At 57.8% G+C, this 21,587-nt stretch carries 23 protein-coding genes; 13 read left to right on the plus strand and 10 right to left on the minus strand.

Translation table 11 applies throughout. The annotated features are described in order from the left end of the window. The 3 genes from FT726_RS18655 to FT726_RS18665 form a co-directional block, all read right to left on the minus strand. Positions 1–306, minus strand: a 306-nt coding sequence (locus FT726_RS18655; protein WP_346303207.1) for an ABC transporter permease subunit, incomplete at its 3' end; no start/stop codon positions are given. A 53-nt stretch (positions 307–359) separates the two neighbouring features. Then, a complete protein-coding gene (locus FT726_RS18660; protein ID WP_282995747.1) occupies positions 360–1,196 on the minus strand; it encodes a transporter substrate-binding domain-containing protein in 837 nt (278 codons plus the stop codon). Between the two features lie 193 nt (positions 1,197–1,389). Then, on the minus strand, positions 1,390–1,782 hold the full coding sequence (locus tag FT726_RS18665; RefSeq protein ID WP_282995746.1) for a RidA family protein: 393 nt from the start codon (positions 1,780–1,782) through the stop codon (positions 1,390–1,392). 380 nt (positions 1,783–2,162) lie between these two features. Between FT726_RS18665 and FT726_RS18670 the strand changes: the two genes are divergently transcribed. The 3 genes from FT726_RS18670 to zigA all read left to right on the plus strand — a co-directional run bounded on the left by FT726_RS18670 (position 2,163) and on the right by zigA (position 5,547). Continuing rightward, positions 2,163–2,915: an IclR family transcriptional regulator gene (locus tag FT726_RS18670; protein WP_282995745.1), complete on the plus strand. Its 753-nt coding sequence runs from the start codon at positions 2,163–2,165 to the stop codon at positions 2,913–2,915. Positions 2,916–3,063: 148 nt separating this feature from the next. Next, positions 3,064–4,170, plus strand: a complete 1,107-nt coding sequence (locus FT726_RS18675) for an ABC transporter substrate-binding protein (protein ID WP_282995744.1) — start codon at positions 3,064–3,066, stop codon at positions 4,168–4,170. A 159-nt stretch (positions 4,171–4,329) separates the two neighbouring features. Continuing rightward, entirely contained in the window at positions 4,330–5,547 is a 1,218-nt protein-coding gene (gene zigA, locus FT726_RS18680) for a zinc metallochaperone GTPase ZigA (protein WP_288422298.1), read from the plus strand. Positions 5,548–5,588: 41 nt separating this feature from the next. Here zigA and FT726_RS18685 read toward each other — a convergent pair whose 3' ends face one another. Next, positions 5,589–5,822: a hypothetical protein gene (locus FT726_RS18685; protein ID WP_288422299.1), complete on the minus strand. Its 234-nt coding sequence runs from the start codon at positions 5,820–5,822 to the stop codon at positions 5,589–5,591. Between the two features lie 57 nt (positions 5,823–5,879). Further along, positions 5,880–6,560: an O-methyltransferase gene (locus FT726_RS18690; protein ID WP_346303214.1), complete on the minus strand. Its 681-nt coding sequence runs from the start codon at positions 6,558–6,560 to the stop codon at positions 5,880–5,882. 93 nt (positions 6,561–6,653) lie between these two features. Here FT726_RS18690 and FT726_RS18695 point away from each other — a divergent pair, with 93 nt between their 5' ends. Both FT726_RS18695 and FT726_RS18700 read left to right on the plus strand, forming a co-directional pair. Next, on the plus strand, positions 6,654–7,292 hold the full coding sequence (locus tag FT726_RS18695) for a TetR family transcriptional regulator (RefSeq protein WP_058775568.1): 639 nt from the start codon (positions 6,654–6,656) through the stop codon (positions 7,290–7,292). 135 nt (positions 7,293–7,427) lie between these two features. Continuing rightward, positions 7,428–8,249, plus strand: a complete 822-nt coding sequence (locus FT726_RS18700; protein ID WP_021508741.1) for a Cof-type HAD-IIB family hydrolase — start codon at positions 7,428–7,430, stop codon at positions 8,247–8,249. Between the two features lie 86 nt (positions 8,250–8,335). Here FT726_RS18700 and FT726_RS18705 read toward each other — a convergent pair whose 3' ends face one another. Then, positions 8,336–8,764 (minus strand): helix-turn-helix domain-containing protein, encoded by a 429-nt coding sequence (locus FT726_RS18705; RefSeq protein ID WP_288422301.1) that lies wholly within the window; start codon positions 8,762–8,764, stop codon positions 8,336–8,338. 108 nt (positions 8,765–8,872) lie between these two features. Between FT726_RS18705 and FT726_RS18710 the strand changes: the two genes are divergently transcribed. After that, the gene (locus FT726_RS18710; RefSeq protein ID WP_346303208.1) at positions 8,873–9,922 is read left to right on the plus strand and encodes an NAD(P)-dependent alcohol dehydrogenase; all 1,050 of its coding nucleotides are present in this window, start codon (positions 8,873–8,875) and stop codon (positions 9,920–9,922) included. Positions 9,923–9,979: 57 nt separating this feature from the next. Here FT726_RS18710 and FT726_RS18715 read toward each other — a convergent pair whose 3' ends face one another. Further along, complete coding sequence (locus tag FT726_RS18715) at positions 9,980–10,270, minus strand: type II toxin-antitoxin system RelE/ParE family toxin (RefSeq protein ID WP_088517503.1); 291 nt, start codon at positions 10,268–10,270, stop codon at positions 9,980–9,982. Next, a complete protein-coding gene (locus tag FT726_RS18720) occupies positions 10,260–10,514 on the minus strand; it encodes a type II toxin-antitoxin system Phd/YefM family antitoxin (RefSeq protein WP_058758675.1) in 255 nt (84 codons plus the stop codon). The genes FT726_RS18715 and FT726_RS18720 overlap by 11 nt, the downstream gene beginning before the upstream one ends. Before the next feature lie 224 nt (positions 10,515–10,738). Between FT726_RS18720 and FT726_RS18725 the strand changes: the two genes are divergently transcribed. Continuing rightward, positions 10,739–12,574 (plus strand): methyl-accepting chemotaxis protein, encoded by a 1,836-nt coding sequence (locus tag FT726_RS18725; protein ID WP_346303209.1) that lies wholly within the window; start codon positions 10,739–10,741, stop codon positions 12,572–12,574. A 174-nt stretch (positions 12,575–12,748) separates the two neighbouring features. Beyond that, entirely contained in the window at positions 12,749–13,825 is a 1,077-nt protein-coding gene (locus FT726_RS18730; protein WP_288422306.1) for a diguanylate cyclase, read from the plus strand. Here FT726_RS18730 and FT726_RS18735 read toward each other — a convergent pair whose 3' ends face one another. Both FT726_RS18735 and FT726_RS18740 read right to left on the minus strand, forming a co-directional pair. Beyond that, positions 13,826–14,287 carry an OsmC family protein gene (locus FT726_RS18735; protein WP_058758672.1) on the minus strand — a complete coding sequence of 154 codons (462 nt, stop codon included), beginning with the start codon at positions 14,285–14,287 and terminating at the stop codon, positions 13,826–13,828. Positions 14,288–14,415: 128 nt separating this feature from the next. Beyond that, on the minus strand, positions 14,416–15,186 hold the full coding sequence (locus FT726_RS18740; protein ID WP_021508734.1) for a GntR family transcriptional regulator: 771 nt from the start codon (positions 15,184–15,186) through the stop codon (positions 14,416–14,418). 79 nt (positions 15,187–15,265) lie between these two features. Between FT726_RS18740 and FT726_RS18745 the strand changes: the two genes are divergently transcribed. Genes FT726_RS18745 through FT726_RS18765 form a run of 5 tightly spaced genes read left to right on the plus strand, consistent with a single transcriptional unit; the run spans position 15,266 to position 21,580 of the window. Further along, positions 15,266–16,546 (plus strand): M20 family metallopeptidase, encoded by a 1,281-nt coding sequence (locus FT726_RS18745; protein ID WP_152390861.1) that lies wholly within the window; start codon positions 15,266–15,268, stop codon positions 16,544–16,546. Between the two features lie 21 nt (positions 16,547–16,567). Further along, positions 16,568–18,166 (plus strand): ABC transporter substrate-binding protein, encoded by a 1,599-nt coding sequence (locus FT726_RS18750; RefSeq protein WP_288422310.1) that lies wholly within the window; start codon positions 16,568–16,570, stop codon positions 18,164–18,166. Positions 18,167–18,175: 9 nt separating this feature from the next. Then, on the plus strand, positions 18,176–19,123 hold the full coding sequence (locus tag FT726_RS18755) for an ABC transporter permease (RefSeq protein ID WP_021508731.1): 948 nt from the start codon (positions 18,176–18,178) through the stop codon (positions 19,121–19,123). Next, entirely contained in the window at positions 19,116–19,946 is an 831-nt protein-coding gene (locus FT726_RS18760) for an ABC transporter permease (protein ID WP_282995740.1), read from the plus strand. Before FT726_RS18755 ends, FT726_RS18760 begins: the two co-directional genes overlap by 8 nt. Continuing rightward, on the plus strand, positions 19,943–21,580 hold the full coding sequence (locus tag FT726_RS18765; protein WP_088517510.1) for an ABC transporter ATP-binding protein: 1,638 nt from the start codon (positions 19,943–19,945) through the stop codon (positions 21,578–21,580). The genes FT726_RS18760 and FT726_RS18765 overlap by 4 nt, the downstream gene beginning before the upstream one ends. The last annotated feature ends 7 nt before the right edge of the window (positions 21,581–21,587 follow it).

The raw sequence follows: 21,587 nt of genomic DNA on the forward strand, positions 1-21,587 counted from the left end.
ATAGGCACCGACGTTAATCCCCAGCGCCAGCACCCCGGCCGTAAAGGCGCTCATGGTGATACCGAGCGACGGCAGGCCAAAAAAGATAATAAAGATCTGCAGCAGCACCGGCGTATTGCGGATGAACTCAACATAGCAGTGGCTGATCCAGCGCAGCGGTGCCAGCGGTGAAGATTTCGCCAGTGCGGCCAGCAGACCGAGCGCCACCGCCAGCGCGAACGCCAGCAGTGTGACCTGCAGCGTGAGCCAGGCGGCCTCCAGAAAGGTGTCGGCGTAGCGCCACAGGGTTAGCCATTGATAACTCATGGTATGACTCCTTCAGGCGGCGCAGCCTGTGCGACTGCGCCGTGGGCGGACAATCAGTATTGCGGGTTCAGCGGATAGCGCGGTTTGCTGCCGAACCATTTTGCGTACAGCTGGGCGTTCTCGCCGGATGCGTTGATTTCGAACAGGAACTCGTTGAGGTAGTTGGTCCACACCTGGTCGCCCTGTTTCACCCCAAAGGCGTTGTACTCCAGCGGCACCAGCGCCTCGTTGGTGACAGCCAGTGACGGATCGAGCTTCGCCTGATAGGCAAGGAAGTTGTTATCCTCGATCATCGCATCGGCCTGGCCCTGTTTGACGGCCAGAATCGCCGCCTGAGATGAGTCGTACTCCTGAATTTTCACGTCGATGCCGAGATTGCGCACTTCGTCACCGTTGGTCGAACCTTTCACCGTGGCAATGGTTTTGCCAGCCATATCATGCGCAGACTGAATGCCGCTGTTTTTGCGCACCAGCATCGCCTCGCTGGCAACCACGTAAGGGTTGGTGAAGCCAATCTCTTTGGCGCGTTCCAGATTGCGGGTGAAGTTACAGAACACCACATCGACTTTGTTGGTTTGCAGATTCGGGATGCGGTTGGCGCTGGTGGTGTTGACCATTTCCAGTTTCACGCCCATCTCTTTGGCCAGCGCTTTCGCCAGGTCGACATCGTATCCATCCGGGTTGCCGTCTTTGTCATAAAAACCGAACGGCGCAAAGCTCAGGCAGTCACCGACGCGCAGCGTGCCGCGCTGCAATACGGTTTGCAGTGCCGACTGAGGCGCCGCGCCGGCCTCTTTTTTCTCTTCGGTTGGCGTACAGCCTGCTAACGCCAGCAAGACCAGCGCACCGGCCACGGTTTTGGCACTTAATTTCAGCGATGTTGCATTCATTGTTATGCTCTCTTTAAATGTTTGACGAGACGGCGTTATTCCGCATTACCCGCTTAACAGGCGATCGCCAGCGCAACGCCAGTACCGCGTATTTCGGGTTATTTTATTGAAAAAGCTAAAGCGTTAATAAATATCAGGCGGCCCTGGTGTTGGCGAAGAAAATGAATGCTGCAGCCTGGTTGAACGGTATTAATTATTTACGGTCGGCGCGGAAACATTTCATGTCCACTTCGACTTTGCAATCAACCACTAAATCCTGCACGCTACAAATACGCGCCGGCGGATTATCACTGAATATCTCACTGAATACTTTGTTGAAAGAACTGAAATAACGCGCGTCGGTCAACACCGCCGTCACATGGACCACATCCTCCACGCGATAACCCGCTTCGCGCATGATGGTGAGGCAGTTGTCGAACGCTAACTGTGTCTGTTCGATGATGCCACCCTCTACCACTTCGCCGTCGCGCATCGGCGTCTGGCCTGAGATATACAGCCAGCCATCGGCCTCAACGGCGCGGGCGAACGGCAATTTTTGCCCGCCGGTACCGGTACCGCCCTCAATGCCATAACGTTTAATCGTCATGTCTTTCTGCTCCTGTCCATCCTGAAGTTTTGTCTGTTATACCAGACTGCTATCTGCAATACCGGATAGGACGAGATTTGCACAGCCGCTGAATTTTTGCAATATGGCAATCGGCAATTAATTTTTTGCCCTGCTGGTGCGATCGCAAAATAAAATCCGATGCTTGAGCATTTTGAATGAAACTGTGATCGCTATCGAATTTAATCGCGCGTCACTTTCTTTCTTTGCGCCACAATGGGGCCCGAAAATAGCGCATGCTAAATAAAATCACAGAGAATATTTTTATTATTCCGGGGATGGGTAATTGCTGTTGTCGGGTGTATCATGCAACTCTTTTTTAAAGCAGGTGATTTGCACCATAACGACAGGGGAGTATGCGTATGCCGGATGAAAAACCGTCCCGGGCGCGCGGTGTTGACCGGGTCATTGATATTTTTCGCCAGCTGCACATTGCGCGTCAGCCGATGGCGATGCGTGACTTAATCGAAGCGACCGGCGCGCCACGCTCCAGTATTTATGAGCTGGTGAGTTTGCTGAGCGAAGCCGGTCTGGTTGAGCTTGATGCTGAAGGCGCCGTGTTTTTTGGCCGTGAAATGCACTACTACGGTGCAGACTATATGGCCCACAACGATCTGATCCGTCGTGCACATCAGCTTATGGTTGAGATCGTGGCGCGTCACGGTGAAACCGTGCAGCTGTGTATGCTGGAAGGTAACAAATACACCGTGGTGCTGTCGGAGAGCAACGCCCATCCGTTCAAAATCACCTCGGACATCGGCGTGCGCGTGCCGATTACCTGGACGGCGACCGGTCGTTTGCTGCTGAGTAACTGGTCGGACAGCGCCATTCTCGATCTGATTCCGGAAGAGGATTATCGTCTGGCCAGTGGCCAAATTCTTGATAAGCAAATTTTTCTCGATGAGATTCACCGTGCCGGCCAGCTGGGCTACTGCATGACCGAAGGTTTATCTGAAAGCTTCACCTGCTGTATGGCCGCGCCGATTCGCTCGCGCAGCGGCCAGGCGGTCGCGGCGATCTGTTTTATGGTCAGCCGCGATACGCCACAGGAGCGCCGGCAGATGCTGCTGCAGGAGCTGATCACCTCAGGGCAGAAGCTGTCAGATTTCACCTGAGCCAGCGCGCAGAATGCGGCAGGCGGGCGTTCATTCGCCGCCGTATTATTCGCTTACAACCCCGGCCATGGCGTTTATTTTGCCGCTAATAAGGTTGTGTTAAGGTAATTGAGAATAATAACTATTTCTTTTACCACGGAGTTTTGGCATGAAAACGCGCCTGTTACTGGCAATGGGGATTCTGGTCTCAACCGCAGCCTGCGCGACTGACTATCCGCTTACCGTCACCGACATGGATGGTCACACGCAAACCATCAGCAAAGAACCGCAGCACATCATCCTGCAGGATGGCCGCGATGTGTTAACGCTGGCGCTGCTCGATCGCGACAATCCGTTTAAACGCGTCGTGGCGTGGAACAACCTGCCGAAAAAGCAGGATACGCAAACATGGGATATGCTGAAGCGCCGCTGGCCTGAAGCAACAAAAATTGTTGATATGGGCTTCAGCGATCAGGGCCAGGTAAATCTGGAAAGCGTGCTGGCGCAGAAACCGGATCTGATGATTGCGCAACTGCGCGCCAAACCGGCGCTGGAACAATCCGGCGTGCTGAGCACGCTGAATAACCTGCATATCCCGGTGCTGTTCGTCGATTACGAACTGCATCCGGCACAAAACACCGCCCCGAGCGTCACGCTGCTGGGCAAAGTGCTGAACCGCGAAAGCGAAGCCAAAGCCTACACCGATTTTTATCAGCAACGCTTCGCGCGTATCACGCAGGCTGTCGCGAAGGTCAAAAACAAACCCACCGTATTTATCGAACCCATTGCCGGTAACAGCGACAACTGCTGCTTCACTCATAGCCATAATGGCTGGGGTGGACTGGTAGAAGCGGTCGGCGGTAAAAACATCGGCTCGGCGCTGCTGCCAGGCAATGCGGGCTTCGTCGCGCTGGAAAAAATCATCGCCATGAAGCCGGATGTTTACATCATGACCGGTTCAAAGCGGCCAAACAGCAACGTGCTGCCGTTTGGTTACGGCGTGCAGCCGCAGGAAGTGCGCGCCACGTTCCAGACCTTATTGCAGCGAACCGGCCTGGCGCAAATCGCGCCGGTGAAACAGGGGCGCGTGTATGGCGTCTATCATCACTTCTATAATCACCCGTACAACATTATCGGCATGGAAATCCTCGCGAAGGATCTCTATCCACAGCAGTTTGCCGATCTCAAACCGGTGGCGGATTTCCATACCCTCGTGAAAACCTTCACTCAACTGCCGGACGATGCCATCGAACTGAGCTATCCGGACAACCAGTAATTGCCCGCAGCGGGCGCCCGGCCCGCTGTTCGCTTTCCCTGAAAGGCAAAATCCCCACAAAAAGTGCACGACGATCATGACACTGCATATTGTTATGTTATAACATATCAATATCGGCACCCCTTCAGGTGCGCGTGATGTCATTATTCAGGAGTGATTATGTCAGCTTTATCCACAAACGGCGGCTTCAGGCGGCTGCCGGTCACCGTACTCTCTGGCTTTCTCGGCGCCGGAAAAACCACTTTGCTTAACCATATTCTCAACAACCGCGAAGGCCGCCGCGTGGCGGTGATCGTCAACGATATGTCGGAAGTGAATATTGATGCCGCGCTGGTGCGCGAGGGCGGGGCGGCGTTGTCACGTACCGACGAGAAGCTGGTGGAAATGAGCAACGGCTGCATCTGCTGCACGCTGCGCGAAGATTTACTGCTGGAGGTCAACCGGCTGGCAAAAGAGGGGCGTTTTGATCATCTGGTGATTGAATCTACCGGCATCTCTGAGCCGTTGCCGGTGGCGGAAACCTTTACGTTTGCCGATGAAGAGGGGCAAAGCCTGTCCGCCGTGGCGGCGCTGGATACCATGGTGACCGTGGTGGATGGCTACAATTTCCTGCGTGACTATGATTCCAGCGAAAGCGTCCGCTCGCGCGGCGAATCGCTCGGCGAGGAAGATGAGCGCACGGTAGTCGATTTGCTGATCGATCAGATTGAATTCTGCGATGTGCTGATTCTCAACAAAACCGACCTGATTGATGCGGCGGAGCAGGCACGGTTGACCGCGATTCTGCACTCGCTCAATCCCCGTGCGCGGATTATTCGCGCGCAGTTTGGTCAGGTGGCGCTTGATCAGGTACTGAATACCGGCCTGTTTGACTTCGATGCTGCGGCACAGGCCCCCGGCTGGCTGAAAGAGTTGCGCGGCGAGCACACGCCTGAAACTGAAGAGTACGGCATCCGCAGCTTTGTTTTCCGCGCGCGTCGTCCCTTCCATCCGCAGCGTTTTTATCAGGTGATTACGCAGCACATGCAGGGCGTGGTGCGGTCGAAAGGATATTTCTGGCTGGCAACCCGCCCGCGTCACGCCGGATCCTGGTCGCAGGCCGGCGGCGTCACGCGGCAGGGGCTGGCCGGGATGTGGTGGGCCTGCGTGCCTGAAGATCGCTGGCCGCAGGACGCAGACACGCTGCATTACATCCGCGAAAACTGGCATGAAGGCACGGGGGATGCGCGGCAGGAGATGGTGATCATCGGGATCGATATGGATGAAACCGTGCTGCGTCAGCAGCTGCACCGTGCGTTACTGACCGATGAGGAAATGGCGCTGGGGCCAGACGGCTGGGCACAGTTGCCTGATCCGTTCCAGCCATGGTTTGACTGAAGCGTCGCCGCGCAGCGGGCTGTGCGGCGACGAACCTATCATCATAAACCGGTATTCACCAGCCGCATCTGGGTGCAGAACGGACACTGACAGCCGCTCACCGCCGTCGCCAGGCGCGCATGCGCTTCGGCAATCGCCAGCGGCTGCGCCTGATCGGTGCTGGCGAGCGCGTTAGCCTGTTTCAGCGCCAGCTTTAACGGATCGATTTTCGCCTGAAATGCCCCCGCTTTCGCCGAAGCAAAAGCAATCACTAACAGTGGAACGGTAACCTTCATCGCAGCAACCTCAATCAGAGCACGGGATTGTAACGATATAACATAAACGTGACGCTGTTAAGCGCCTTTATGTGGCGATCCCAGCCACATTGAAACTTCGACGCCATCAGCAAACGGCAGCGAGGTATAGAGGCGGCTGCCGTGGACCATTTCCAGATATTCCGGGCTGAAATCGGCATCATCGGCCACAATCAGGGCACCCGGACGCAACCAGGGCTGCACCAGCTGCAGAATCTCCGGATAGATCGCCTTCGCGCCATCCAGCACCAGCATATCAACGCTGGCTGGCAGGTCCTGACTCAGCGTGTCCAGCGCATCGCCCACGCGAATTTCAATCAGGTCACTGACGCCAGCATCGGCAAAATGATTGCGCGCCAGCGCCACTTTGCCCGGTTCAAACTCGCTGGTGATGATGCGGCCGCCGCCGTTATCGCGCACCGCCGCCGCCAGGTGCAGGGTGGAGAGACCAAACGAAGTGCCAAACTCAACGATATGCTGCGCCCGGCTGCTGCGCGCCAGCATATACAGCAGTTTACCGGTTTCCCGCGAGACAGCCAGCGGCACATCTTTTAAATGACCGTAGAGTTCGCGGTAATCGGTTTTGCTCTGTAGCAGACGCATTTGCTCCTCATCGGACATCACGCGAAACGCTTCATTAGTGGGATGCGCCATGTTATCCGCCAGCTCAAACAGATAGTTAAGCAGCGGCGCCAGCGGCGCGGAAGTCAGGGTGTTCATCATCGGGGTTCCTGCATCAGAAGATGGATTTTGCGTCAGGAACAGAATACGATGAATTACTCGCATTTCACTATTCGCGTTCAGGAGCAGACGATGGCCGCACAACGTAATGCTAAGATTTCTGAAAGAAAAAAGCCGCAGCAGGCGCGATCCAGTGAGCTGGTAGCAGCCATTTTGCAGGCGGCGACTCAGGTTCTGGAGCAGGAAGGTGCCACGCGCTTTACCACTGCCCGCGTGGCCGAACGGGCGGGCGTCAGTATTGGATCGCTGTACCAGTATTTTCCCAACAAGGCCGCTATCCTTTTCCGCCTGCAGAGCGAAGAGTGGCAGCGAACCGGCGATCTGCTGGGTTCGATTCTGCGCGACAGCGCATCTACGCCGCGTCAGCGCTTGCATCAGCTGACCTGGGCGTTCCTGCACTCGGAGTGTGAAGAGGCGGCGATGCGCACCGCACTGAATGATGCCGCGCCGCTTTACCGGGATGCGCCGGAAGTGCAGGCCGCGCGCGCCAATGGCGAGAATGTGATGTGCGAATTTCTGCAACAGCTGCTGCCGCAGCGGGACGCGGCTGAGGTGGCGCGGGCGGCGGATTTAATCAACAGTACGCTGGGGGACGTCGGCAAGCATTTTTCCGAATCGCCGCGCAGCGCAGCAGAAATTCAGGCTTACGCACGCGATATGGCAGACATGTTCTGTGCCTGGATCAGAGAAAAAGGGGCCGAATTGCAGTAAAAAATGGGCTGGAAATCTCTGAAAGCGGTTAACAAACTCATTATTCACATTCTCATTAATCCACACCGCGAGTAAGCTTGATAAAACCTTGGTAAAGCCGGATGGATTGACGGCACACAGAGACGGGAGAGCATGATGGCAGTAAAAATGATTGCGGTGGATATGGATGGGACATTTCTCGATGACAATAAGCAGTACAACGCGCAGCGTTTTGCGCGCCAGTACGCGCTGCTGAAGGAGAAAGGCATCCGTTTCGTGGTCGCCAGCGGCAATCAGTATTATCAGTTGCAGCACTATTTTCCCGCTATCAAAGATGAGATCGCCTTCGTGGCAGAAAACGGTGCCTGGGTGTCCGACAGCAACGAAGAAATTTTCTGCGGCGAACTGGCGCCGGAACGTGTTCATCAGGTGCTGGATATTCTCGCCAAAGAGCCGGAGATCAGCACCGTGGTGTGCGGTCGCAACGGGGCTTATGTGCACAAGTCAATGCCGGATGAGGTGGTCGCCATGCTGGCCAATCACTATCGCCGGCTGGAGAAGCGCGACAGTCTGTACGATATCGACGATACCATTTTCAAGTTTTCGCTGAATCTGGCACATGAAGGTGTCGAGGCGCTGCTGGCGCGTCTGCACAGCGAACTGAACGCGATTGAAAACATCATGCATCCGGTCTCCAGCGGATTTGGCTTTGTCGATTTAATCATTCCCGGCTGCCATAAGGCGCACGGCATCGCGCTGCTGCAGGAGAAGTGGGGCATTGATGATTGTGAAGTGCTGGCGATTGGCGACAGCGCTAACGACATCGAAATGCTGCGCCAGGCCTGTTACAGCTTTGCCATGGCCAACGCCGCTGCACCGGTGGCAGCCGTGGCGCGTTATCGGACGGAAAGTAATAACGACGAGGGCGCTCTCAACGTCATCGCCCGCCTGCTGGCACGCGAAACGCCGTTTGGTTAACGGGCACCGGATCGATCCACGAACCGCGGCGCTATTTTGTGTGTGATAAATCGCGCCGCGACGGACAGTATGCGACCCGCGCGTGGTTATTCACGGGCGGATGACGCTGCAGGGCGGGCTTTTTCCGCCGGCGTGCCGCCTGCCGCGCGAAGATTAGCTTCCATCTCATCCAGTGCCGCCTGGTTTTCTAATCCCCACTGATACATCTGCTCAATCGGCCGGGCGAAGGTCATGCCCAGCGCGGTCAGCCGGTAATCCACTTTCGGTGGAATCACTTCATAAACCTGACGCGCAATTAAGCCGCGCTGCTCCAGCTCTTTCAGTGTCTGAAACAGCATTTTTTTCGAAATCCCCTGCAGGCTACGCTGCAGTTCACCAGTACGGGCGCGCTGTCCCGGCCAGTGATATAGCGCGTGCAGCACCATTGTGCTCCACTTCACCGAAAACAGATCCATCAGACGGCGCGGTGGCGAATCCGCATAGAAAACCAGTTTGCCATCAACCCAGGCTGGCATCGCACTCTCCTTTATGGTCACCAAAAGGTGACTACTATCAATTCTGCACCGCGTTGATTATAGTCTGCCGCCTTCATTCAGCCCACATCAGAATTTGAGGAAGGCATCATGAAAATTAACGCACTGGTGGCGCAGGATGCAGCGCAACCGCTGGCTGCCGGCCAGATTACTTTGCGTCCGCTGCAGCAGCAGGACGTAAAAATTGAAATTCTTTACTGCGGCGTATGCCATTCTGATTTGCACATGGCACGCAATGAGTGGGCGGTCAGTCGTTATCCGCTGGTGCCGGGCCACGAGATCGTTGGACGCGTGCTGGAGACCGGAACTCAGGTTACGCGCTTCAAAGCCGGTGATATGGTCGGTGTGGGCGTGATGGTGGATTCCTGCCGTGCCTGCCACTTCTGCCAGCAGCAGGAAGAGCAGTACTGCGAAGCGGGCTTCACCGCCACTTACAACGGCATCGATAAATACACCGGCGGCAGCACCTGGGGCGGCTACGCGCAGAATGTGGTGGTCGATCAGCATTTTGTCGTGTCGATCCCGCAAAATCTGGCGCTGGCGGGCGTGGCACCGCTGCTGTGTGCGGGCGTGACGGTGTGGTCACCGCTGCGCCATTTTGGCGTCAAAGCCGGCGATAACGTCGGGGTAGTGGGGCTGGGTGGTTTGGGCCACATGGCGGTAAAACTGGCCAGCGCGCTGGGCGCTGAGGTTACCCTGTTTACTACCTCGCCGGAAAAAGGTGCTGACGCACGTCGTCTTGGTGCGACGCGCGTGGTGGTGTCGCGTGATGCCGCGCAGATGGCGGCATGCCAGACCTCGCTTGATTTCATCATTGACTGCGTGGCGGCACCGCACGATCTCGATCCTTACCTCGCGACGCTGAAGACCAATGGCCGTCTGGTGCTGGTCGGCATTCCTGACCAACCGCATCAGTCGCCGAACGTCACGCCGCTGGTGTTTCGCCGTCTGAGCATCAGCGGTTCATCCATCGGTAGCATCAAAGAGACCCAGGAGATGCTGGATTTCTGCGGCGAGCATAACATTACGGCAGATATTGAGCTGATCACCGGTGAAGAGATCGAAACGGCCTTCGCGCGTATGCTGAAGGGCGAGGTGAAGTACCGTTTCGTCATTGATATGCTGGCAACTCGCTGGTAATTGCCCGGCCATGGCTGGCGATTTCAGGCTGAAATCGCCGGCTTTGCTATCAACAGATTACTCAGGCAATCTGCATTCCGTATCCGCATAGACCTGACTGCCTTCGCGTTTACCCACACCTAATACCATGACAGTGATGGTTTCATCCTGCACAAGGTACACCAGGCGATAGCCTGAAGCTCGTAGCTTTATTTTGTACTGATCTTTTCGTCCGTGAAGTTGTGCTGAGGGGACACGGGGATTTTCCAGCCGTTGTGCCAGCTTTTTCTTAAACTGCTCACGCACCGGATGACCCAGTTTCTTCCACTCCTTTTCAGCGGAAGGAACGAACTTTAATTTATAAGTCATCCAGCGAAATCTCTTTCGCATCCGCTAATTCAGAAATGCGTTCATCAGCGATACGACCCAGTTCTGCATCTTCTGCTAATTCCATCAGATATTGGTAAACAGCCGGTGGAACGCAGTAAAAAGCGGGCTCGTTGCGGTTTAAGATAGCAATGGTTTCCCCTTCCGCTGAACGCACTGTTCCCATGGGATCACGCTTTAAATCGGTAATGCTGGCAGCGGTGTTTGACAGGATCTGAAATGGCATGGTGAGGTATCCGGACTTAGATAATGAAAACAGGTGAAGTATATTAACACTTTATGGTGCTGATATTAGTGCTTTAAGAAGTGCTTTAAAAGAGTATTTTGGCTAAATACTATACCGCTTTTATGACACAGCCCATTTTCGCCCCGCAACAGTAAATAATTCCCGGTACGGTCCGATAACTCCTTCTGCAAACTCAACAAAAACAACAATGACAGGAGCGAGACATGGGACTGGTCTCCCGATTACGGAATGTGCGCATTACGCGCAAGCTGGCGGCGGGCTTCGGCATCGTCCTGCTGCTGGTGGCGCTGGCCACAGCGCTCAGCGTGCAACGATTCAATCAGATTCACGACATCTATCAGAAAACCAATCTGATTTATGACATCAACATTGAAGTCTTTCAGGCCAAAATCAATCGTCTTAAATATCTATACGGCGAGGACAAAGCGGGCGGCACCATGACGGATTACGTCACGCACGCTCAGCAACTGACGCAGCAGGCCCAGCAGCTGCCGTGGACGGCGGACGCCAGAGGGTTGCTCAACGATGTCGCCAGCCATCTTGCCCGTTTTCAGCACAGCATCACCGCCATGACCCAGTCAACCCAACAGCTCAACGATCTGCGCAGCCAGCTGGATGCGCTGAGCCAGCAGGACATGACGTCGCGCTATACCGGGCTAATCCGGACCCCCGTCAGCACACCCGAACTCACCAACCAGATTTATCAGCTGCTGTTTGCCATCAGTAATGTGCGCGAAGAGGCCTGGGCGCTGTGCTTCAACGTCAGCGAGGCACTGCGCAATAAACTGGAACATGATTTTCAGCGCGCCGGACAGGACATGAACACGCTACTGACTCAGCTGCCAGCGGAGCAGCAGGGTGGATTTAACGCGCTATGGCAGGATACCGAACGTTTTAAAGATTTGAGCCTGCAGGCGGCAGCGATTTACGGCCAGCTGCGCGGCGCGGAAAACACCGTCAAAGTGGCGGGCGATAACAGCAGCGCGGCGATCAAACAGATCATCGCCCTGGTTAAGGCGCGTAACGATGAACTGGCTAACGGGTCAGCGGCGCTCTCGCTACTGATGGGCAGCCTGGCAATAGTGCTGGGCGTGCTGGTGGCCTGGACCATTATCCGGCAGATTGCGCGCCCGGTGTTCCACAATCTCGCGCTGGCGGAACGCATTGCCAGCGGCGACCTCAGCTCGCAGTTTGTCACTCATCGCCAGGACGAGCTCGGCCAGCTCACCTCTGCCATGGGACGCATGAATGCGCGGCTGCGCGGCATGATTGGCGAGGTGCTGCACAGCGTCAGCAATGTGTCGCAGGCTGCCAGCACTATACATCAGGGTAACCTGGAGTTGTCGTCGCGCACCGCCCAGCAATCGGCTGCGGTGGTGGAAACCGCCGCCAGCATGGAGCAGCTCACCGCCACGGTGAAAAATAATGCCAGCAATGCGCGTCTCGCCAGCCAGATCGCGGCGGAAGCGACGCATAACGCCAGTCAGGGCGGTATCGCGGTGCACAACGTCGTCAGCACCATGGGCGAGATTTCTGATAGTTCTAAGAAAATTGCCGAGATTACTGCGGTGATCAACAGCATCGCCTTCCAGACCAATATCCTGGCGCTCAACGCGGCGGTTGAAGCCGCCCGCGCCGGCGAGCAGGGGCGAGGCTTTGCCGTGGTCGCCAGCGAAGTGCGTAATCTGGCACAGCGCAGTGCCGGAGCGGCGAAAGATATTGAACGACTGATTGGCGAATCGGTCGGGCGTATCAGCAACGGCCATCAGCAGGTAGCGCGCGCGGGTGAAACGATGGAGCAGATTGTCAGTAGCATCGCACGCGTGAATGAAATCATGGCGGAGATCGCGGCTGCTTCTGATGAGCAGAGCCGCGGCATTGAGCAAATCGCGCGCGCGGTAGGTGAGCTGGACGGTACCACCCAGCAAAATGCGTCGCTGGTCAGCGCGTCATCCCATTCCGCACAGGCGCTGGAAGAGCAGGCATTCATGCTGCAGCGGCTGGTCAGCCAGTTTCGTTTGCAGGGAGCTGCAAGCTAACAACACGCGCAGCGGCAGCGAACTTTACCCGCTGGCCGCTGTTACTATCTGGCGGCAAAGCACGTGTATTTACGTGCCCGCCAATGTGCAAGGCGAAAATTCTTAAAAAAAGTCGCCGCAGAGCGGCTTTTTCCCGATACACTGCCATTTTTGTCGACCTGAATTTTCCCGTGAATGAATTACTACTCGCCTGATGAAAACCATTTGAAGCGCCGGTCAAAACGCTTCGTCCGTCGTATGTTCATCATGCGTCAGCTCGGCACGATCCTCTGTTTCTTTCCGATTCTCTCAGTGTTACTCGAAATGCAGCGCGGACTGGCATTCAGCGCGCTGCTGTTTGTGAACGCCTTTTTCTGGCCCTGGCTGGCGTATCAGCGTGCGCTTCGTGCCGAAGACTCAACCGGTACCGAACGCCAGAATCTGACGCTGGATGCCGCCTTTGGCGGAATCTGGGTGGCGCTGATGGCGTTAAGCCCGATGCCCTCTTTTGTCATCATGGCGGTGCTGGCATCGGATCGCTATGCCGCTGGCGGCGGCGCGCAGCTCATTGCCGCCATACAGGCATTTTTGTGCGGGTTTATTATGGTGTGGCTGCTGGATGGCACCAGCGTACATCTGGCGTTCAGCACTCAAACCGTCTGGCTGACGTTGCCGCTGGCCACCTGTTATATGCTGGTACTCAGCGTGGCCTCCTACAATCTTACCTGGCATTTACGCACCCGCAACCGTGAACTGGAGCGCATCGCGCTGATGGATCCCGGCCTGAAAATCCCTAACCGGCGCCTGTTTGAGCGGCGGCTGGAGAGTGAATTTCTCAGCACGCGGCGCGGCGATAGCAGCGGCTATCTGCTGTTGCTGGATGTCGATCACTTCAAAGTGGTCAATGATAGCTGGGGCCATGAGGCGGGCGATTTTCTGCTGGCCGAGATCTCGACGCTGCTGCGCAACTATGTCGGGCAGCAGGACATTCCGGCGCGCTTTGGCGGCGATGAGCTGGGCGTCATCGTGCATCAGGCCAGCGATGAATCGGTGGTGGAATTGGCCGAAAGGCTAAAAGAGAAGATTGCCCAGCTGCGCTTACCGGCCTCGGCAGAGTTTCGCTGCTCGGTCAGTATCGGTATTGCGCCTGCGGTCAGCGCCGAATCGTTAAGCGACTGGCTGCGCCATGCGGATGAAGCGCTGTATGAAGTGAAGCGCGCCGGGCGCAACGGCGTGCGGCTGTGGCAAGCGCCGCTGGCCCGCGCATCATAATCAGAAAAACTCAGGATCGCAGTTTACCGGAAAATTCAGCGAGTTGGCGATGAAGCAGGCTTCGTGTGCCTGATGATGCAATGCCCGCGCGCGATCGGCATCCGCTGGGTCGCGCAGTTTGATGCGCGGCTTCAGCGTGATAGCGGTAAAGCGTCCACGCGCCCCCTCGACCATGTTCCCTTCGGCAGCATCTTCATACTCCTCCACCACAATGCCGGCATCGGCGCACAGGTGTAAATACCACAGCTTATGGCAGGCCGCCGCAGACGCCAGCAGCAATTCCTCAGGATTCCAGCGCGTTTTATCCCCACGAAATGCCGGATCGGCACTCAGCAAAATGGGCGGTTTACCGGGTGCCTGTAATTCGCTGTCACGATCGTAAGCCGTATAAGAAGCTGTGCCATCGCCGCGATTGCCGCTCCAGCGAAGGTAAATCTGGTAATGATGCTGCCGTGCTGCCATGGGAAATGTCCTGTTCAGTGAGATCACCTCAGCGGTTGTTATTCACAACGTTCGCGGCGTTTTGGTGCAAATTAATCAGGTGCGCGTGGATGCGCATCTGAACACCTTACAGTAAAACATCTGCGTAATCAGCGTATCTCATTGACATACATAAAGTGTTCCGTGCTGAAACGGTGATGCGCAAGAATCACCGGCGTGGCGCTTTGATCAAATGAGACCTCATCGATCACCATCACCGCGTGCGGCAGAGCAAGTTCCAGCAGGCTGGCATCTTCTTCTGTAGCGAGCGTGGCGCTGATCTGCTCGCGTACCGCCGCAACACGCACATCGTACTGCTCAAACAGGTAACGATACAGCAACTGCGGTAGCTGTTCCGCCGGTGGAAAGTCGGGCAGACGCGCGGCGGGCAGCACCAGCGTTTCATGCATGGCCGCAATGCCCTTCACCCGGCGCAGGCGTTTCAGGCGAATCACTGCGTCACCCGCTGCGATCTGCAGCTTATCGGCCTCGTCGGCGCTGGCGCGGCTGTGCTGATACTCCAGCAGTCGCGTTTCCGACTGCAGCAAACCGCCCGATTTGTCATGCAGACGAAAATAGTGAAAGAAATGGCTGAGGTTATGCAGCGGCGCCCAGCCGGTCACCACCGTGCCGGTTTTGCGCCGGCGCATCAGCATCCCTTCCGTCGTAAGCGCCGCCAGCGCTTTGCGCACCGTACCGACCGAGACACCGAACTTCGCCGCCAGACTGTTTTCACTGGGCAAAATGGTGCCTGCTGGCAGTTCGCCCTGCAGGATGGATTCACTGATATGGCGCTTCACTACTTCGTACAGCGGAGCGCCTTCGCCTTCGTTCAGGCGACTGAATTGAGGAACGTCGTGCGCGTCATAGTTTTTTTGCATGTTTCCGATTACCGATTGACCCCAGCTGTTCATTTGCATTATCTATAAACTATATAGAAATACAATAAGTGAACAGTTTATGCAGGAAAATTCATCACTACAGCGCGCTCTGACCCATATCGCCGACGATCAGGCGCAGATTCTTGATGATCTGCAACGCATGCTGGCGGTAGATACCTGCTTCCCGCCCGGACTGGGTTACGCAGCATTCGCCGACCTGCTGAGCACGATGCTGCAGCCGCTGCATTTTAACCTGCAGCGCGTTTCGGTGCCCGACGCGCTTTGGCAGACGCCGGACGGCAGCGCGCAGGGCGAGCGGGTGAATCTGCTGGCCGCGCTGGATGCCGGCGCGGCTGAAAACTGCAATCTCTACTTTCACACCGATACGGTTCCGGCCGGCGATGGCTGGCGCTTTCCGCCGCTGGCGCTCAGCGTGGCGGAAAACAAGCTGTTTGGACGCGGCGCCGCGGATATGAAAGGCACCATCGTGGCCGCGCTGGCTGCGGTACGGGCCGCGCAGCGCTATCAGCTCAGCCTGCGCTATAACCCGGTGTTTTTACTCTGTACCGATGAAGAGGGCGGCCTTTATCCCGGTATTCGTTATCTGGCGGAGCAGCAGTTATTCCATGGTCACCTGCTCAGCTTCAACGGCGGCGCGGTGCCGCGCATCTGGGCCGGCTGCTTTGGCAGTATCGATATCAAAATTATCGTCAGCGGCCGCTCGGCGCACTCCGGCGATCCGCTGCAGGGTATTAACGCCATTGAGGCTGCGCTTCCGCTGATGAATGCGCTGTATCAGCTGAAAGGCGAAGTGGAACAGCGGGTTTCGGCAATGCCCGCGCCGCCGCACTATCAGGGCCAGCCGCTCACCGCTTTACTTACGCTGGCCGCCGCGCACGGCGGCAGTAAAGGCTCCACCATTCCGGAACGCTTCGAGCTGCTGGTTAATCGCCGTTATGCACCGGAAGAGCCGTTTGCCGACGTGTGGCAGGAGCTGACGCAGTGCGTGGATAAGGCGATGCAGGGCAGCGCCGCCAGCGACGTCACGCTGCAACTGATTGGCCATCTGGCGCCAGTCGCCGATCCCACCGGTCCGCACTGGCCGCGCTGGCAGGCGGCGCTCAGCCAGGGCTTCGGCTTCCCGCCAGCAGAATTCAAAGCCTGGGGATCCGCCACCAGCTCGGATATGGGCTGGGTACAGCAGGCCGGCATTCAGGAAATTCTGCTGGGCGGACTTGCCCGTCCCGATAACCGCATTCATGCCGCCGATGAATACACCACGATGGCAGATGTTATTGCACTTTCGCAGTCGATTCTGGCGTATCTCGCCAATGATTTTCAGCCAACCCAGGGTAATTAATAAACCAACGAGGAACAGAAGATGTGCGCCATGAAAGGGTTAAACCGCAGACAGTTTATCGCCAGTTCAACCGCCCTGACCGGAGCGGCGCTGCTGCCCTGGTCATTCAGTGCCTCGGCTGCCGCCGTTGCCAGCGCGACCCCCGGCGGCACGCCGCGTAAAGGTGGCGTATTGCGCATCAGCGTTGACCAGGCGGTCAGCGTGCTCAATCCCCATCAGGTGCGGGTTAATCCGGAATATCTGGTGGCAGAGCTGTTGTATAGCGGCTTAACCCGCCTGACGCAGGCGATGAAAGCGGAAGGCGATCTGGCGCAGTCCTGGCAGCCGAACGACGACTTAACCCAGTGGACCTTCACGCTGCGGCCCGATCTGCGCTTCAGCGACGGTTCGCCGCTCACCGCAGCGGATGTGGTCGCCAGTCTGCAGGCGCTGCTGGACCCGAAAAACGCCTCACCGGCGTTGCACAACATCGGCCCGATTAAAACGGTAAGCGCTAAAGACAATAACACCATCCTGATTGAGACCGAGGCGCCTTATGCCGATCTGCCGGTGATGCTGGCCTATCCGGATGCCAAAATCATCCCGGCGCATATCGCGCAGGGGCAGTACGACAAGCTGAGTAGCGCCTCGCTGGGGGCCGGGCCGTTCCAGCTGGTGTCTTACGATCCGGAACGCAAAATCGTGGTGAAACGCAACCCGCACTATTACGACGCCACGCGGCCGTATCTGGATGGCGTGGAAGTGGTGGTGTATCCCGACGCTATCGCTGAAAGCTCCGCGCTGATCGCCGGCGATACCGATCTGATGCTGAGTGCGCAGTCGAGCGAGTTTGCCCGCTTAGCCAAATCGGCGGGCGTGCTGCCGCTGCGCGTGGCGTCCGGCCAGTTTCTTAACGTCAACATGGGCTGCGATCAAAAGCCGTTTAATGATGTGCGCGTCCGCCAGGCGCTGGCGTTATGCGTAGACCGCCAGGCATCGGTGGATTTTGTCGCAGACGGTCTGGGATCGCCGGGTAACGACACGCCAATCAACGCCGCTTATCCGTATTACGCGCAGCTGACGCAAAAAGCGCTGGACTACAGCAAAGCCAAAGCGCTGCTGGCGGAGGCCGGTTATCCGAATGGGCTGGATTTAACGCTTATCGCCTCAGACAAGCCGTCAACCCGCACCCAGCTAGGGATTGCCCTGCGGGAGATGGCGAAACCGGGCGGTTTCCGTATCAATGTGCAGACCATGGCGCACAGCACCTATCTCGATCAGGTGTGGAAGAAGGGCAATTTCTACGTCGGCTTTTACAACATGCAGCCGACGCCGGATGCGGTGTTTTCTCTGCTCTATACCTCAACAGCGGCGTGGAACGAAACGCGCTGGAACAATGCGGCTTTCGACGGTGCGGTGATGGCGGCGCGCGAAACCAATGACGAAACGCTGCGCACCCAGCTGTACGGCAAAGCCCAGCAGCTGATGCACGACGAGGTGCCCTCGTTAATCCCGACCTTCTTTGATTTGCTTGCTGCCAGTCGTGAGCACGTGGCGGGCTATCATCTGCATCCGCGCGGGGCGGTATTCCGCCTCGATCATGTCTGGCTGACCGCTAACGCGCCAAAGCGCAGCCTGTAAGGAGCGACCGTGACAGCAAGTTACCTGCTTAAACGCCTGCTGCTGATGATTTACACGCTGCTGGTGGTGTCGCTGCTGGTGTTTGGCATCACTCAGCTGCTGCCCGCCGATGCCGCAGTCACGCTGCTGGGACAAAACGCCACGCCGGAAGCGCTGGCGGCGGTGCGGGCGCGGCTTGGGCTGGATGCGCCCGCTTGGCTGCAATACTGGCACTGGCTGACGCAGGCGTTGCAGGGCAACTTTGGCGTGTCGATGCGCAATGGCCTGGCGGTCGGGCCAACGCTGCTGACCGCGCTGTCGCGCTCGCTGCTGCTGGCGCTGTGCGCCCTGTTACTGATGCTGGTGATCGCCATTCCGCTCGGCATCTGGGCGGCCGTGCGGCGCGGTAAGACCGCCGATGTGCTGGTCAGCGTGATCTCGTACATGGGCATCTCGTTTCCGGAATTCGTCACCGCCACGCTGGTGCTGCTGCTGTTTGCCGATGTCTGGCAGATTCTGCCCGCCACCGGCTACGTGCCGCTCAGCGAAAATTTTATCAGCGGTATTCAGCACCTGATTCTGCCGTCGATCACCGTTGCGCTGATTCTGGTGGCACACGTTTCGCGCATGGTGCGCTCAGAAATGGTTGACGTGCTGCACACCGACTACGTTCGCGCCGCGTGGCTGAAAGGCCTGTCGCGCCGGCGCATCCTGTGGCGCCATGCGCTGCGCAATGGCCTGTTGCCCACCATCACCATTGTGGCGCTCGACGTCGGCTATCTGCTGGGCGGGATTGTGGTGGTGGAGGAGATTTTTGCCATTCCCGGTATTGGCCGGGAGCTGATTGTCGCGGTACAGGCGCGCGATTTGCCCACCATTCAGGCCGGCGTGATGATCCTCGCGGCAACCTATGCCGTGGTGAATTTCCTCGCGGATTTAGCCTACGTCATGCTCGATAAGCGGATTTCCTATGCCTGAAATACTGAAACGATTACTGCGCTCGCCGCAGGGTGCGGCGGGTGTGCTGATTCTGCTGCTGGCGCTGCTGATGGTAGCGGGCGGCGCGCACGTGGCACCGTTTGATCCGGAGTCGATTTCGATTCTGACGCGTTATCGCCCGCCCGGCGCGGAACACTGGTTCGGCACCGATCAGCTGGGGCGCGACATTTTCAGCCGGGTGCTGGTCGGCGCGCGATCCACCATTTTGCTATCGCTGCTGGCCACCGCGCTGGCAATGGTTATTGGCTCGGTGCTGGGCACCGCCAGCGCCTATCTGGGCGGCAAAGTGGATGAATTCCTGATGCGCACCATGGATGCGGTGATGGCGATTCCCAGCCTGCTGTTTGCGCTGCTGATTGTCAGCACCCTGGGGCAGAGCAGCATGAACGCCGTGCTGGCTATCACTATCGCCTTCGTGCCGGGTATGGTGCGCATTGCGCGCAGCGTGGCGCTGGCGGCGCGTCAGCAGGACTACATCAGCGCCGCCATCGCGCGCGGCGAAGCGGGTTACTACATCATTCTGCGCGAAATGCTGCCGAACATTCTCGCGCCGATCATCGTGGAAGCCACCATTCGCGTGGCATTCGCCATCATGCTGTTTGCTACGCTGAGCTTTCTCGGCCTCGGCGCGCAGCCGCCCGAGCCAGAGTGGGGGCTGATGGTGTCCGAAGCGCGCAGCTATTTCTTTAAAGCACCGTGGATGATGATGATCCCCGGTCTGGCTATCGCGCTGGTGGCGATTGGCTTCAACCTGCTGGGCGATGGCCTGCGTGATGTGTTAAATCCAGGGAGCCACAAATGAAGAGTCCGCACAACCCGGTGCTGTCGGTGGACAATTACAGCCTCGATTATGCGTTAGCGCGCGGCCATTCGCTGCCGGTACTACGCGATATCACCCTGCAGGTGATGCCGGGCGAAGTGCTGGGGCTGGTAGGGGAATCCGGCTCCGGCAAGACCACCCTCGGCTGGGCGATCATGCGCTGGCTGGCCAGTAACGCACGCGAGCAGGCGGGTGATATCCGGCTGAACGGCGAAAGCCTGCTGCAGTTGCCAGCGCACCAACTGATGGCGCTGCGCGGTAAAAAGCTTGGCATGATTTTTCAGGATCCCAGCGCGTCGCTGAACCCGACACTGACGCTGGGTGAACAGGTCACCGAAGTGCTGCGCCGTCATCGTGGGCTGTCAGCGCGCGAAGCGCAGCAGCTGGGGGAATCGCTGCTGCGCGATGTCGAGCTGAAGCACCCGGCACGCATGATGCAGCGCTATCCGCATCAGGTTTCCGGCGGTGAGAAGCAGCGCATCCTGATCGCTACCGCCTTCGCCTGCCAGCCGGACTGCCTGATTTTTGATGAGCCGACCACGGCGCTGGACGTCATCAGCTCAGCGCAAATCCTCGACCTTTACGAGCGACTGCGCGCCGAGACCGGCGTCGCGTCGCTGTATATCTCACACGATCTGGCGCTGGTGGCGAAAGTGGCCGACCGCGTGTGCGTGCTGGAGCAGGGCCGCATCGTCGAGCAGGCCGCGACGCGCACGCTGTTCAGCGCGCCCGCGCATCCGTATACGCGCAAACTGATTGCCGCGGTGCCGGATCCGCAGCATCGGCTGGTCGCGGATGCGGCCGGCCGTCAGCCGCTGCTCAGCCTGCAGGCGATGACGATTGATTATGGCCAGCACGGCGTGCTCGATCGGCTGTTGAAACGCGAAGCGAACACGACGCGGGCCGCCAATGCGGTTTCGCTGACGGTGCATCAGGGCGAAATTCTCGGCGTGGTCGGCGAGTCCGGTTCGGGTAAATCTTCACTCGGCAAGGCGATAACCGGCCTGGTGCCGTTCAGTGGCAGCATCGACTTCTGCGGCGCGACGTTATATGGCCGCGCGCAGATGGACCCGGCGTATCGCCGCCGCGTGCAGATGATTTTTCAGCATCCGGATGCGTCACTCAATCCGCGCATGACCGTCGGCGAAATTATCGCCCGTCCGCTGCGGCTGTATGGACTGCCACCGGGAGAAAGCGAGGCGCAGGCGGTGGCGCGTCTGCTGCAGGAAGTGCGGCTGCCTGCGGAATTTGCCAGCCGCTATCCGCACGCGCTGTCGGGCGGGCAAAAACAGCGCGTGGCGATTGCACGCGCCTTCGCTAACCCGCCGGACCTGGTGATTTGCGATGAAATCACGGCGGCGCTGGATGTGTCGGTGCAGGCCACCATTATCGAGCTGCTGCTGGAGCTGCGCCGTCGCTACGGCACGGCGTATCTGTTCATCACCCACGATCTCAATCTCATCCGCCAGATCGCGCATCGCGTGGCGGTGATGTATCGCGGCGATGTGGTGGAAGTGCTGCCCGGCGAGAATATGCGGGCGCAGGCACAGCATCCTTACACCCGTGCACTGCTTGATGCCGTGCACATCCCTGATCTGACCCAATCCGTGGCATAACGAGAAG

It is taken from the genome of Pantoea sp. Morm, from assembly GCF_016643525.1.
In the GTDB taxonomy this organism is placed as follows: Bacteria; Pseudomonadota; Gammaproteobacteria; order Enterobacterales; family Enterobacteriaceae; genus Pantoea; species Pantoea dispersa.

Bases quoted from the DNA above. Each gene is read 5' to 3' on its own strand.
- FT726_RS18660 (WP_282995747.1), bottom strand. From the start codon at position 1,196: ATGAATGCAACATCGCTGAAATTAAGTGCCAAAACCGTGGCCGGTGCG.
- FT726_RS18665 (WP_282995746.1), bottom strand. From the start codon at position 1,782: ATGACGATTAAACGTTATGGCATTGAGGGCGGTACCGGTACCGGCGGG.
- FT726_RS18670 (WP_282995745.1), top strand. From the start codon at position 2,163: ATGCCGGATGAAAAACCGTCCCGGGCGCGCGGTGTTGACCGGGTCATT.
- FT726_RS18675 (WP_282995744.1), top strand. From the start codon at position 3,064: ATGAAAACGCGCCTGTTACTGGCAATGGGGATTCTGGTCTCAACCGCA.
- zigA (WP_288422298.1), top strand. From the start codon at position 4,330: ATGTCAGCTTTATCCACAAACGGCGGCTTCAGGCGGCTGCCGGTCACC.
- FT726_RS18685 (WP_288422299.1), bottom strand. From the start codon at position 5,822: ATGAAGGTTACCGTTCCACTGTTAGTGATTGCTTTTGCTTCGGCGAAA.
- FT726_RS18690 (WP_346303214.1), bottom strand. From the start codon at position 6,560: ATGAACACCCTGACTTCCGCGCCGCTGGCGCCGCTGCTTAACTATCTG.
- FT726_RS18695 (WP_058775568.1), top strand. From the start codon at position 6,654: ATGGCCGCACAACGTAATGCTAAGATTTCTGAAAGAAAAAAGCCGCAG.
- FT726_RS18700 (WP_021508741.1), top strand. From the start codon at position 7,428: ATGGCAGTAAAAATGATTGCGGTGGATATGGATGGGACATTTCTCGAT.
- FT726_RS18705 (WP_288422301.1), bottom strand. From the start codon at position 8,764: ATGCCAGCCTGGGTTGATGGCAAACTGGTTTTCTATGCGGATTCGCCA.
- FT726_RS18710 (WP_346303208.1), top strand. From the start codon at position 8,873: ATGAAAATTAACGCACTGGTGGCGCAGGATGCAGCGCAACCGCTGGCT.
- FT726_RS18715 (WP_088517503.1), bottom strand. From the start codon at position 10,270: ATGACTTATAAATTAAAGTTCGTTCCTTCCGCTGAAAAGGAGTGGAAG.
- FT726_RS18720 (WP_058758675.1), bottom strand. From the start codon at position 10,514: ATGCCATTTCAGATCCTGTCAAACACCGCTGCCAGCATTACCGATTTA.
- FT726_RS18725 (WP_346303209.1), top strand. From the start codon at position 10,739: ATGGGACTGGTCTCCCGATTACGGAATGTGCGCATTACGCGCAAGCTG.
- FT726_RS18730 (WP_288422306.1), top strand. From the start codon at position 12,749: ATGAATTACTACTCGCCTGATGAAAACCATTTGAAGCGCCGGTCAAAA.
- FT726_RS18735 (WP_058758672.1), bottom strand. From the start codon at position 14,287: ATGGCAGCACGGCAGCATCATTACCAGATTTACCTTCGCTGGAGCGGC.
- FT726_RS18740 (WP_021508734.1), bottom strand. From the start codon at position 15,186: ATGCAAAAAAACTATGACGCGCACGACGTTCCTCAATTCAGTCGCCTG.
- FT726_RS18745 (WP_152390861.1), top strand. From the start codon at position 15,266: ATGCAGGAAAATTCATCACTACAGCGCGCTCTGACCCATATCGCCGAC.
- FT726_RS18750 (WP_288422310.1), top strand. From the start codon at position 16,568: ATGTGCGCCATGAAAGGGTTAAACCGCAGACAGTTTATCGCCAGTTCA.
- FT726_RS18760 (WP_282995740.1), top strand. From the start codon at position 19,116: ATGCCTGAAATACTGAAACGATTACTGCGCTCGCCGCAGGGTGCGGCG.
- FT726_RS18765 (WP_088517510.1), top strand. From the start codon at position 19,943: ATGAAGAGTCCGCACAACCCGGTGCTGTCGGTGGACAATTACAGCCTC.